The sequence below is a fragment of the Microcystis sp. M083S1 genome (genome assembly GCF_020246405.1).
Classification (GTDB): Bacteria; Cyanobacteriota; Cyanobacteriia; order Cyanobacteriales; family Microcystaceae; genus Microcystis; species Microcystis aeruginosa_C.
On the sequence record NZ_JADBTB010000200.1, the window covers coordinates 1 to 12,705 of the forward strand.

The following is a 12,705-nucleotide window of genomic DNA, read 5'->3' on the forward strand; positions in this document are numbered from 1 at the left end:
AGTTTTGAGGTGGCCAATTACCTAATTTTCAGGGAAAAAGTGCCTAAATTTCCCCCCGATCACTCCCATATCCAGTACTTTTTGATTGACAAAAGGTCTAAAAGTCTTACCCAAAAAGGTTTTTAGATTTATTCAGCAAGCTCTAAATACAGGGAATAGGAAACAGGGAATAACTCTGATTTATTATCCTGTCTCCTATCTGGTACTATGATAAGAGCAGAGAATCAGGCAAGCATTTTATGAAAAAAGTAATTGTTATTTTAATTCTGGGTTTTCTGAGCGAACAAATATCAATAAAATCACCAATTTCTGGCAATCAAACCCTCAATAATTTAGCCGTAGCTAACAACAATAATCGTCCCACTCCCCAGAAAAAACCTAGTTCTTCTCCACAGTTTCGGTGCGATGGTAGAACTCACTGTTCCCAGATGACCTCCTGTGCAGAAGCGACTTTTTTCTTGAGAAATTGCCCCAATGTCAAAATGGATGGAGACGGTGATGGAGTTCCCTGTGAAAGTCAATGGTGTGGAAAAAAATCCTCAGAAAAATGTTGGGAAAGTTTTCCAGATAACTAATTTTGTTTCCTCACCCCAATTCTCTTACTTAAAGAATCGGGGTAAAAACAATCAAGAAGCAGTAATCACGGGAGAATTAAGATATTGATAATTCCAGTCCGATTGTTGCCAAACGCGACCATCAAGGGCAATTTGTTCGATTAAACTAGCTAATCGTAAAGCTTTTAAAGCTTGTTCCCCACCGACAGAAGGTTGGTCCCCACCGCGCACACAATGAACAAAATGTTCTAATTCCGCGTGTAGAGGTTCAATATTGCTGGTATAAACCTTTTCAATTAAACCATCTTGACGGTAGAGAACTTGACCGTAATCGGTGCTATAGTTAGCGGTGGTTTGCCGGTGAATGAGGATTTCATTATTGAGAAAATCCGCTTCCGTGAGAGAATTTTTACAGTGGGCCGCTAAACGGCGAATCTTGCGATGAGTCACCTTACTAGCGGTTAAATTAGCCACCACTCCATTACTAAAACCAAGGGTTGCAGTGACATAATCGAGATAACCGGAATCAGTGGCAGCGCGACTACCACTAGCGGTTAATTTCACCACGGGAGCGGCGACTAATTCTAAAATTAAATCTATATCGTGGATCATTAAATCTAACACCACCGACACATCATTAGCGCGTTGGGAATAGGGACTCATGCGATGGGATTCAATCGCTAAAATCTCCTCGGTTTTCAAGACCTTCGATAACTCTTGGAAAGCGGGATTAAAACGCTCGATATGACCCACTTGCAGAATACAATCGTGATCGGCTGCTGCGTTGACTAAAGATTCCGCTTCACTAATACTAGCGGCGATCGGTTTCTCGATCAAGGTATGTACTCCCGCTTGCAGACAGTCCATCCCGACTCGATGGTGTAACCGCGTGGGGACAGCGAGACAAACCGCATCTACCCTAGGTAAGAGATCTAAATAATTTTCAAAAAAACGGACTCGGTATTTACTGGCAGTTTCCAGACCCTTTTCGACGTTGACATCGGCCACCCCGACGAATTCCACGTCTTTTAATAAACTCAGGATGCGACTATGGTGTTGTCCCATGTTACCGACCCCGATAATCCCGACTTTAATCGGTTTGAGTTGATTTCTGTTACCCGGAAAGTTTGCTGGTTGATTGGACATGAATTTTAGACTCCTGTGTTCACACTCCCCACACCACTTGATTAAATTAATCAAGCTGATTTTGTCGATTAATTACCAAGATGGTATCATGGTTATCCAGATTCTGACACGATGTCGGTGTCAATGGGGGTTCTGAGAAGATTTTCTGATTTCATCTGCGGGTTTTTACCTATAATGTCGGCTTGAAGGAACCCTCGGTTTCACCTCGGAGATGAAAAGCTGACCAGCATACAACAGCGAAGCACGACTAAGAATAACTCTAATCTATAGTTGCCAATTTAATTTTAGTATGCTAGAGTAGTTTGCGTGGTAGGTCGATAACGCAAAATGTTTGTTTTAGAGTACAAGCTTAGAGGAAAACCATCTCAATATCAAGCCATTGATGAGGCTATTCGGACAGTACAGTTTGTTCGGAATAAATGTCTTAGATATTGGGAAGACAATAAAGGTGTAGGACAAAAGGATGTATATAAATATGTCACTCAATTAAGAAGTGAATACCCTTTTGTTCAAGACCTTAACTCTACAGCTTGTCAACAGGCTTGCGAACGGACTTGGACTGCTATTCTTAGGTTCTATAACAATTGCAAGAACCAAATCGCTGGTAAGAAAGGATATCCTAAGTACTCTAAACGTACTCATTCTGTTGAGTTTAAAAAGTCAGGTTGGAAACTTAATCGAAATTCCAAGAGAATAACTTTCACTGATGGAAAAAACATTGGGGAGTTAAAACTAATTGGTAGTCGAGACTTGTTTTATTTTCAAGAATGGCAAATTCAACGGTTGAGAATAGTTAAAAGGGCTGATGGATATTATTGCCAGTTAATGCTAAAACTCGATGCTAGAGATATAACCCCACAATTAGAATCGACGGGTCATTGCCTAGGATTAGATATGGGGTTAAAATATCTTTATGCTGACAGCAACGGGAATACAGTAGAGCCTCCTAAGTATTATCGAAAAGCCGAGAAGCGTCTTAATAAACTGAATAGAAGAAAGTCGAAAAAGTTTAAGAGAGGACAAAAGCAGTCTAATAACTACAAAAAAGCTAGTCAAAAATACGCCAAGGGACACTTAAAAGTAAGTAGGCAACGAGAAGAGTTTGCTAAAAAATTGGCACTCCGTTTAATTCAGTCAAACGACTTGATAGCTTACGAAGATTTAAAAGTCAAAAACCTTGTGCGTAATCAAAAACTAGCCAAGAGTATCAATGATGCTGGTTGGTCACAATTGAGAAAATGGATTGAGTATTTTGGCATTAAATACGGCAGATTAACTATTGCAGTTAATCCCGCCTATACCAGTCAAGAATGCCTTAATTGTGGTCGGTTAGTCAAAAAGTCTCTATCAGTTAGAACTCATGTTTGTTCCTGCGGATATGTGGAAGATAGAGACAAAATGGCGGCATTAAATATACTCAAAAAAGCTACGATAGGGCATATCGGAAGCTGGTCGTCAGACCTAAACGCTTGGGGAGATTTAAGCTCTATTTTGGTTGGTAGAAATACCTGCTAAGACAACTTGAGTCAGTGAACCAAGAATCCCTCGCTTTTAGCGACGGGAGTGTCAATCCCACATGCTTATCAAAACATCGTCCCTGAGTAGCGAGGACTACATTCGGCTAAATTTTAACTATGGACAATTCAACGGATTTTAACTCCTTACGGGGATTAAGTGTTTTTTTGCTAGGAATGATGGGATCTGGCAAATCCACCCTGGGAGAGTTGCTTTCCCGACGTTTACAATATCGTTTTTTTGATACAGATATATTAATAGAAAGGGTCGCGGGAAAGAAAATCAGGGAAATTTTTGTCGACGAGGGAGAAGCGACTTTTCGGGAGTTAGAAACCCAAGTTTTAGCCGAATTATCCTCTCTGACTAAAACTGTGATTGCCACCGGGGGAGGGATGGTTTTAAAACCGATGAATTGGAGTTATCTTCGTCACGGTTTAATGATTTGGTTAGATGTTCCTCTAGAAGTCTTGGTTAAACGTTTAAAACAAGATACCTCTCGTCCCTTGCTTCAGTCCACTGATTTAGAAAGTAAACTGGAATTATTATTAGAACAAAGACGAGGACTTTATGCAGAAGCAGATATTAGGATTGTTGTTTCTGACCTAGATACACCTGCTCATATCGTTGAGAAAATTTTAACAGCAATACCGACGGTAATTAAAGATTTTCATCCAGAAAGGGATAATAACTAATGATAGCAGCTTCAATTTTTGATTTACCTGAACTAATTCCCGACCGAGAAATTCTGGAAATTTTAGCTCAAAGTCAAGCTATTCGTCTAGAAAGAATTATTTCCACCGGTCAAACCACTCCCCGGGGTCAATGGTACGATCAATCTGAGTTTGAATGGGTGATTTTATTACAGGGATTCGCTGAGATTAGTTATGAAGATGGCAGCCAATTTAATCTGCAAGCGGGGGATTATCTGCTGATTCCTCCTCACCAAAAACATCGCGTCGAATTTACTAGCAATAATCCCCCTTGTATTTGGTTAGCTATCCATTATCGCTAGTAAAATATAGTTCCTGACTATTGCCAGCGATCGAATAAATCGGTTAAAACGATATTAGAAAACAAAAAACCTTCGGGGTCGCTTAATCTTACCCTGGTATCCCCCTCAATTATTACTAGATTACGCTGTTTATGCGGCTCTAAGACCTCTAAAATTGCTTTTTTGATTTCCGGGCCAAAATTAGCTTCAATCGCGGGTAAACTCACCCCTGACCCTAACCTTAACCCTAGCATTAAGGTTTCGAGAAGATCATCAATAAAACTATTTTTCTCCACGTCAATCTGACAGCCTTCTTTTACCCAAGCGAAATAGTCGCGACTTTTGCGCGGACGGGTAAAACGTTGTTGATGAAGATAACTAGCAGCCCCCATACCAAAACCGTAATAGGGACGATTTTCCCAGTAAACTCGATTATGTCGGCATTGATAACCCGGTTTGGCATAGTTAGAAATCTCGTAATGTTGATAACCGGCTAAAGCTAGTTTTTCACCGGCTAAAACATACATTTTCGCCGTAGTTTCATCATCGGGTAAGGGTTTTTTTCCCGGTTGATACTGTTTACCGAAAGGAGTAACCGCTTCTAAGACCAAATCGTAACAGGAAAGATGGGCCGGTTGCAGTTCGATCGCTTTTTCTAGGGAATTTTCCCAATCTGTGAGGGTTTGTTGTGGCAATCCCGAAATCAAATCCAAACTATAGTTAACTATTCCCAATCCCTGAATTAATTCCACTGCCTGATAGATATCCTTAACGGTATGCGATCGACCAGAAACCTGTAATAATGGTTCTTGAAAAGCCTGTACTCCTAAACTAACCCGATTGACTCCCGCGCTAAGATAACCCTGTAATTGTTCTAAACTAAAGGTAGCCGGATCAATCTCCATAGAAATCTCTATATCGGCCGCAAAATCAAACTTTTTGGCTAAAGTATCCAGAATTGATCCTAATAATTCCGCCGGTAACAGGGAAGGAGTCCCCCCCCCAAAAAAAATTGTTTCTAGGGGTTTCCCCGTCCCCTGACTAAGACTAATTTCTTCTTGTAATATTTCCACATACTCCACCACAGGGGGAAAAGTCGCCGGATTGGTGCGATTACCAAGGACAAAAATCGGGAAATCACAGTAAAAACAGCGCCGACGACAGAAGGGAATATGAATATAAACCGAGGTTACGGGGTGAAAATAGGGCATTATATGAGGAAAAAGGAAAAAAGGGAGTGTGGGGTGTGGGGTGTGGGGTGTGGGGTGTGGGGAGAATAAAGCTGCCTCCTGCCTCCTGCCTCCTACTGTAATTTCGTTTATCTTCGTTAAGATGTATTATGGCTGGGGAGAACATCTCCTAGAATGGAGGCAACTTTCCCGACACAAATTAGGAGAAACCCACAGATATAATAGAAAAGCATCCATACTCATTATTTTTCTATCATCATTCCCCCCTATCCTCTCTGGTATTATCCCCATGCTTGATGCTGTCATAATTTTACTATTCGTCTTCGCTGTTGCCAGTATTGGTTATAGTGGTGTTGACTTGCTGCCGGTTACTGTCCAGTCGCAAATCAGCAATATTGAAGCTTTACGCTGGTTATCGGCGGGTTTTGCCTCAATTATTGGTTTAGCTCTTGGTTTAGTTGCCCAAACTACCTATCGTCGTCTAGAAACCCAAGTAAGGCAAACTCCGATCGAAGTTATTTTAACCCGTTCGGTCGGTCTAGTTATCGGTTTGTTAATTGCTAATCTGATCCTGGCCCCGATTTTCTTCCTACCGATTCCCAGAGAATTCTCGTTTATTAAGCCAATAATCGCGATTTTAGGCAGTATTATGTTTTCCTATCTGGGGGTTAGTTTAGCTGATACCCACGGTCGCACTTTTTTGCGTCTGATTAACCCCAATAGTATGGAATCAATTTTAGTGGCAGAAGGAACCCTGCAAGCGGCCGCCACCAAAGTTGTGGACACCAGTTGTATTATCGATGGTCGTATCGAACAATTGTTAGACACGGGATTTATCGAGGGACAGATACTCATCCCCCAATTTATCCTTCAGGAATTGCAACAGTTAGCGGATGGCAGTAACGACCAAAAACGAGTTAGAGGAAGACGCGGATTAGATATCCTAAACCGGATGCAGCAAGAATTCCCTGATCGCATTATCATTCATCCGGCCGATTATGAGGATATTAGCACCGTAGATGCTAAATTGGTCCATCTTGCCCAAGAAATTAACGCCACCTTGCTCACGAACGATTATAATCTCAGTAAAGTGGCCAATCTGCAAAAAGTCACCATCTTGAATGTCAACGATCTCGCCCAAGCAGTACGCCCGATCTACTTACCCGGGGATACTTTGGATCTGAAAATTCTCAAAGCAGGAAAAGAACCCACCCAAGGCATCGGTTATCTGGAAGATGGCACGATGGTGGTGGTAGAAGAAGGAAAAGATTATCTGGGGGGAGAATTGCGGGTAGTGGTGACATCTGCACTGCAAACCTCGGCCGGCCGGATGATTTTTGCTAAACCCCAAAATTCCCTGATTGCCTAAAGGTAATAAAACCGAAAAAATCCTCAAATACAAGGCCGGAGGGGATTGTATTTGAGGAATTTCATTTTTTAAGGGAAGTTAAGTCACTAATCGAACTATCTAGGGTTTGCTAAAAAAGTTTTTCCTGGTGGCAGGGTGTGGGGTGTAGGGTGTGGGGTGTGGGGTTTTACCCATTTTCAGGTGGTCAATTACCTAATTTTCAGGGAAAAAGTCCAGGGATTTTCCCCCCAATCACTCCAAAGGTCGGCACTTTTTGAGGGAAAAAAAGTCTAAAAACCTTGTTGGACAAGGTTTTTAGATTTATTCAGCTAACCCTAATTAAGCTGGTTTATTGATTACAGCCATGGACTGACGAGCAAAACCGAAATAACTATCCCAGAATTGTTTCTGACTATCGAGGGCAACTTTGGTGGCGGTTTCTTGGGCGGTTAGGTAGGATTTCACCCATTCTTGTTGATATTCGAGGGATTTAACCAAAGTTTCTGGAAACTCAAACACTGGTGTAGTCGTGGGAAGACCATTACCCCAAGCGGACAGAAGCATTTTCTGCCATTCGGCTAGGTATTTTTGGTATTCCTCAAGATAATTGGTGTTCATAGAAGTCAAACCGCTAACTAGCCCATCTGGAAGGAGATGGTGAGAAAGTGGGGCGGTGTTGCCACCTTCTCGAAAGCAAAAACCGTGACGAGATAAAATATAATATTCCATCCCTTCCTTATATTATAACCTGAGTTTGCGATCAGCCCCAATCTTCATGCGATCGCCCTAGGCTGGCCCTATTTTTTTGGTGACTCGGAACTAACGCTAAAATAATCCTACTCTAGCCATTTTCTCCCAACTATGATCGATCGCCCTATTCATGTAATTGGTGGAGGATTAGCGGGGACTGAGGCGGCGTGGCAGATAGCCCAAGCAGGTATTCCCGTGATCCTGTACGAAATGCGCCCAATTCGCTCTAGTCCCGCCCACCATAGCCAATTTTTAGCCGAATTAGTCTGTAGTAACTCCTTTGGTGCCATGGCGGTGGATCGCGCCACCGGGTTACTCCATGAAGAATTACGACGCTTAAATTCTCTAGTTATTGCTCAGGCCGATCAGCACAGTGTCCCCGCAGGAGGGGCTTTAGCGGTCGATCGAGGGGTCTTTAGTCGAAATTTGACGGAAATCTTGGCTAACCACCCTCTAGTCACCTTAAAACGTCAGGAGATCACGGAAATTCCCCGGGATGGTATCGTCGTTTTAACCACTGGACCCTTAACCAGTGCTGCCTTGGCCGCAGATCTGCAAAATTTTGCCGGCCTGGACTATCTGAGCTTTTTTGATGCCGCTAGTCCGATTATTCTAGGGGAATCTATTGATCAATCGATCGCTTTTCTGGCCTCCCGTTACGATAAAGGTGAGGCCGCCTATCTCAATTGTCCTATGGATCGGGAACAATACCTGCATTTCTGGCAAGAGTTAAAACAGGCAGAACAAGCAGAATTGAAGGATTTTGAGCGAGAAAATGCCAAATTTTTCGAGGCTTGTCTGCCAATCGAAGAATTAGCCAGTCGGGGAGAAGATACCATGCGTTTTGGTCCCCTGAAACCGGTGGGATTAGCGGATCCCAGATATCCGGATCAACGTCCCTACGCAGTTATACAGTTGCGAATGGAAGATAAAGCGGGGCAATTGTGGAATATGGTGGGATTTCAAACTAATTTAAAATGGGGTGAACAAACACGGGTTTTCCGTCTGATTCCGGGGTTAGAAAAGGCCGAATTTGTCCGCATGGGGGTGATGCACAAAAACACCTTTATCAATTCTCCCCAGTTATTATCCTCCAGTCTCCAGTTTAAATCGCGACCGACGCTATTAGCGGCAGGACAGTTAATCGGCACGGAAGGCTATACGGCTGCGGCTGCTGGGGGATGGTTAGCGGGAACTAATGCCGCTCGTTTAGCTTTAGGATTAGAAACGGTGACATTGCCAACCACAACGATGATGGGGTCATTATTTGAGTTTATCAGCAGTGCCGAACCGAAACATTTTCAACCGATGCCGCCAAATTTTGGCATTTTGCCGAATTTTACCAGAAAAATCCGCAATAAACGGGAACGTTACGGTCAATATGCCGATCGCTCTTTGCAGGATTTAGAAGCATGGTGGAATCAGCTAAAAACTCCCTGTCTCGTCTAACTGTCAATCGCTAATCGATCGCCCATAATAGAGAAGGAACCTATTTCTTTCTCTATCGCTATGCCAAACCCCGATTTTTTCCCTCCCCAATCCTACAGTCAAGAGGATGTGCAGGAAATTCTCTATTTGGCTATCTCCCGTCAAGGGGATAAGGGAGAAATTACCCGTCAACAGTTGTTAGAAATTGCCGACGATTTGGCTATTGAAGTTAAAGACTTAGAAGCGGCGGAAAAGGACTGGCAAGAGTCAAAAATGCTCAGTTATAAGCGGCAAGAATTCGATCGCTTTCGTCGCGAGGAGCTAAAAAATAAAACTGTTCGCTATCTGATTATTAATAGTTTTTTTATTATCATTAATTTAATTAGTGCGGGAACAATTTCTTGGGCAATTTATCTGGTTTTGCTGATGGGTTTACCTCTTTCTCTCTCGGCTTGGAAAACTTTTCAAAATCAAGGTATTGCCTACGAAGAGGCATTTAAACGCTGGAAAATTAAGGAGGAAATGAAAGAGTCTTTTACCAATCTTTGGACACAAGTTAAAAAGTTTTTACAGTTTTAATACTGTTGCCAAATTAAGCCTTTTTTGTTTTTGTGAACCACAGAGACACAAAGTACACAAAGTTGAGCTTTGCACTACTACTTAAGTAGCTGGTTATAATTAAATTAAAAATGAATTTTAGGTTCGATCCCCCCTGCCCCCCTTAATAAGGGGGGTGTCTGATCCCCCCTGCCCCCCTTGATAAGGGGGGTGCCGATAGGCGGGGGGATCTACCCTTGATAAGGGGGGTGTCTGATAATTTTTAACACATACCTACTTACTGTCATCAAAAATATCTAACTGCTGCAGAGAGGGGGAATTATCCGACTTAACCGGTTTAATTTTCTTAATTCCTTGACGCAAACCGATCGCAATTTTACTATGTTTTTCGATTTGACCCATCACCTGCATGGCACGATCGATCACAGAAGCTGGTAAACCGGCTAATCTCCCCGCTTCGATACCATAGGATTTATCCGCACCTCCCGGTCGTACTTGGTGCAAAAATACTATCTCATGGGGTAATTCTTTGACTGTTACCTGATAATTAGCCACATTCTCTAAAATTGAAGCTAATTCGTTTAGTTCGTGGTAGTGAGTGGCGAAAATCGTCCGCGATTGCAGTACCGTGGCTAAATACTCCGCCACAGACCAAGCTATGGATAACCCGTCAAAAGTGGCTGTCCCCCGGCCAATTTCGTCTAATAATACTAATGATCTATCCGTGGCGTGATTGAGAATATTGGCAGTTTCGTTCATTTCCACCATAAAGGTGGATTGGCCAGTAGCGAGGTCATCCACAGCCCCCACCCGGGTGAAAATGCGATCGCAGATGGAGATTTTGGCCGACTTTGCCGGGACAAAACTGCCGGTTTGGGCCAACAATTGAATTAATCCCACCTGTCGCAGATAACAACTTTTGCCACTAGCATTGGGACCGGTGAGAATAATCAAGTCGGGGTATTCTAAACCTTCCTGATTGCCCAAATTAATCGAATTCGGCACAAAAAAGCCGGCCCCAAGGGATTGTTCCACCACGGGATGACGACCATCTTTAATATCGATAAGACGACCATCGGCGATTTCTGGGCGACAATATCCCTGATAAACGGCGATTTCTGCCAATGCTGCCAACACATCTAAAGCGGCGACTTTTGTGGCCACTTCCCGAATTTCTGGGGAAAATTCGGCCACTTGACGGCGTAAATCGCTAAAAATCTCGTATTCTAACTTATTTAATTCATCTACTGCCGTCAGAATTATATTTTCTTTCTCCTTTAACTCGGTGGTGATATAACGTTCCTCATTGACTAAAGTTTGCTTACGCACATACTCTTTTGGGGCGAAATCGGCTTTACTGCGGGGTAAACTGATATAATAACCGAAAGTTTTGTTATAACTAACCTTAAGATTACTAATACCCGTTCTTTCTTTCTCTGTCGTCTCCAGATTCTTAAACCAATCGATTACTTCCTGATAGTCGCGCCGCAGGGCATCCAATTGGGCATCAATTCCCTCGCGAATCACCCCCCCTTCCTTCAGATGCAGCGGAGGAGATTCCACCAGATGCGCTATCACCTGCTGGCCTAATTTTTCTAAATCGGCGGGAATTTGCTGTAAGGCTTTCAAATAGGGCGAATTTCCCGAAGCAACCAAAGCCGCTAAATCGGCTAATTTGACTAAAGATGCCGCTAGGGAAAGTAAATCGCGGGCGTTAGCTGTTCCTGCGCCAACACGACCGCTTAAACGTTCTATATCGTAGATTTCCCTTAATTTTTGCCGAATATCTTGGCGCAGGGCGGGATTATCCTTTAACTCTTGGATAGTATCTTGACGGGCGCGAATACCGCGAGAATCTAAGAGAGGTTGCAATAACCAACGACGTAAAGCGCGACTACCCATGGCCGTGCAAGTGCGATCAATCGCCCATAATAGAGAACCATAGAAGCTACCATCGCGCACCGTTTGGGTAATTTCAAGGTTACGACGGGTTTGCCCATCTAAAATCAAAAATTCGGAGATAGAGTAGGTTTTTAAAGGTTGTAGGGGGACTTGATTGGCTTTTTGGGTATCTTCAATGTATTCTAATAGGCCTCCGGCTGCGCGAATAGCGAGGGGTAAATGTTCGCAGCCCATCCCCTCTAGGGAACGCATTTTATAGGTGATTAGGAGACGATTTTTCGCCTCTGTGAGAGTAAAGATATTTTGGGGACGGAGAGAATAACAAAAACTATCGGGTAAACAGGGGGGGAGATGGTCGGATTTTTCCCCGGGGCGCAAAATACGGTTTAAATCGGGGGCATTGATGGGAAAAAGGATTTCTGAGGGCTGTAAACGGCTTAATTCTAGGCTTAAAGCCGTTAAATCACTGGCTTGGGTGGTGTAGAATTCTCCGGTGGAGATATCTGAATATGCTAATCCCCAATTTTCTCCGGTAATCACCACTGCGGCCAGAAAATTATTCTTTTTTGCGTTTAACATTCCCTCATCGGTGAGGGTTCCGGGGGTGAGCAGTTTGGTGATAGCGCGTTCTACGAGCCGTTTTTCGGCGGCTGCTTCCGTTGAATCTTCTACTTGGTCACAAATCGCCACCGCATAGCCTTTTTCCACCAATAAACGACTATAGCGCTCTAGGGCGTGGTGGGGAACTCCGGTCATGGCGACTCTCCCAATACCTTTACCCCCTTCCTTGCTGGTGAGAACTAATTCCAATTCTCTGGAGATAATCACCGCATCCTGAAAGAAGCACTCGAAAAAATCGCCCACACGATAGAGTAAAAGAGCATTGGGATAGGTTTCTTTTACCTCCACATAATGCTGGTACATAGGGGTGAGTTTATCGCGATCGAGTCCGCGATAATCACGATGGGGATCTTTATTGGTAGCGGGTGGTTCTAGGGGAAAATCCGAGGGGAGAGTCATGGGTGAAGGAAAGCTGGACAATTCTTTATTCAATTTAAGTAGGTAGGCGTTAAAAATTATCAGATGCCCCCCTTATTAAGGGGGGACTCAGGGGGGATCTCCCCGCCTATCGGCACCCCCCTTATTAAGGGGGGACTCAGGGGGGATCGAACCTAAAATCCATTTGGTTCTTCGGTTTGTCTTATGCAATGGACGAGGTTATAAGGAATGAAACCTTTATAGAGACAGACATTGCCGCAATTTTTGTCAATTGTTGGCGATCTGGAGCGAACTAATCAATTAAATCTCTTGCCAGATAAGGAT

11 protein-coding genes are annotated in these 12,705 nt (G+C 43.3%); 7 read left to right on the forward strand and 4 right to left on the reverse strand.

What is annotated here, in order from left to right; all coding sequences use genetic code 11:
- Positions 1–239: 239 nt before the first annotated feature.
- Positions 240–575 carry an excalibur calcium-binding domain-containing protein gene (locus IM450_RS18215; protein ID WP_287671486.1) on the forward strand — a complete coding sequence of 112 codons (336 nt, stop codon included), beginning with the start codon at positions 240–242 and terminating at the stop codon, positions 573–575.
- Between the two features lie 51 nt (positions 576–626).
- Here the strand turns inward: IM450_RS18215 and IM450_RS18220 are convergent, their stop codons facing one another.
- Positions 627–1,700, reverse strand: coding sequence for a Gfo/Idh/MocA family protein (locus IM450_RS18220; protein WP_002803270.1), 1,074 nt, complete (start codon positions 1,698–1,700; stop codon positions 627–629).
- A gap of 327 nt (positions 1,701–2,027) precedes the next feature.
- Here IM450_RS18220 and IM450_RS18225 point away from each other — a divergent pair, with 327 nt between their 5' ends.
- From IM450_RS18225 to IM450_RS18235, 3 genes are all read left to right on the forward strand, one after another.
- Positions 2,028–3,215, forward strand: a complete 1,188-nt coding sequence (locus IM450_RS18225; RefSeq protein WP_287671489.1) for an RNA-guided endonuclease InsQ/TnpB family protein — start codon at positions 2,028–2,030, stop codon at positions 3,213–3,215.
- A 119-nt stretch (positions 3,216–3,334) separates the two neighbouring features.
- Positions 3,335–3,907, forward strand: coding sequence for a shikimate kinase (locus IM450_RS18230; RefSeq protein WP_002803272.1), 573 nt, complete (start codon positions 3,335–3,337; stop codon positions 3,905–3,907).
- On the forward strand, positions 3,907–4,227 hold the full coding sequence (locus IM450_RS18235) for a cupin domain-containing protein (RefSeq protein WP_287671492.1): 321 nt from the start codon (positions 3,907–3,909) through the stop codon (positions 4,225–4,227). Before IM450_RS18230 ends, IM450_RS18235 begins: the two co-directional genes overlap by 1 nt.
- A gap of 17 nt (positions 4,228–4,244) precedes the next feature.
- On the opposite strand, the gene hemW is transcribed toward IM450_RS18235, so the two are convergent.
- A complete protein-coding gene (gene hemW / locus IM450_RS18240; protein ID WP_287671494.1) occupies positions 4,245–5,417 on the reverse strand; it encodes a radical SAM family heme chaperone HemW in 1,173 nt (390 codons plus the stop codon).
- Between the two features lie 268 nt (positions 5,418–5,685).
- Between hemW and IM450_RS18245 the strand changes: the two genes are divergently transcribed.
- The gene (locus IM450_RS18245) at positions 5,686–6,765 is read left to right on the forward strand and encodes a PIN/TRAM domain-containing protein (RefSeq protein WP_043998032.1); all 1,080 of its coding nucleotides are present in this window, start codon (positions 5,686–5,688) and stop codon (positions 6,763–6,765) included.
- A 318-nt stretch (positions 6,766–7,083) separates the two neighbouring features.
- Here IM450_RS18245 and IM450_RS18250 read toward each other — a convergent pair whose 3' ends face one another.
- Positions 7,084–7,362, reverse strand: coding sequence for a hypothetical protein (locus tag IM450_RS18250; protein WP_002736942.1), 279 nt, complete (start codon positions 7,360–7,362; stop codon positions 7,084–7,086).
- Positions 7,363–7,605: 243 nt separating this feature from the next.
- Here IM450_RS18250 and trmFO point away from each other — a divergent pair, with 243 nt between their 5' ends.
- Entirely contained in the window at positions 7,606–8,943 is a 1,338-nt protein-coding gene (gene trmFO / locus IM450_RS18255; RefSeq protein ID WP_002803278.1) for an FADH(2)-oxidizing methylenetetrahydrofolate--tRNA-(uracil(54)-C(5))-methyltransferase TrmFO, read from the forward strand.
- 60 nt (positions 8,944–9,003) lie between these two features.
- Positions 9,004–9,501 carry a 2TM domain-containing protein gene (locus IM450_RS18260; protein WP_287671498.1) on the forward strand — a complete coding sequence of 166 codons (498 nt, stop codon included), beginning with the start codon at positions 9,004–9,006 and terminating at the stop codon, positions 9,499–9,501.
- Between the two features lie 252 nt (positions 9,502–9,753).
- On the opposite strand, the gene mutS is transcribed toward IM450_RS18260, so the two are convergent.
- A complete protein-coding gene (mutS, locus tag IM450_RS18265) occupies positions 9,754–12,402 on the reverse strand; it encodes a DNA mismatch repair protein MutS (RefSeq protein WP_287671501.1) in 2,649 nt (882 codons plus the stop codon).
- Between the last annotated feature and the right edge of the window lie 303 nt (positions 12,403–12,705).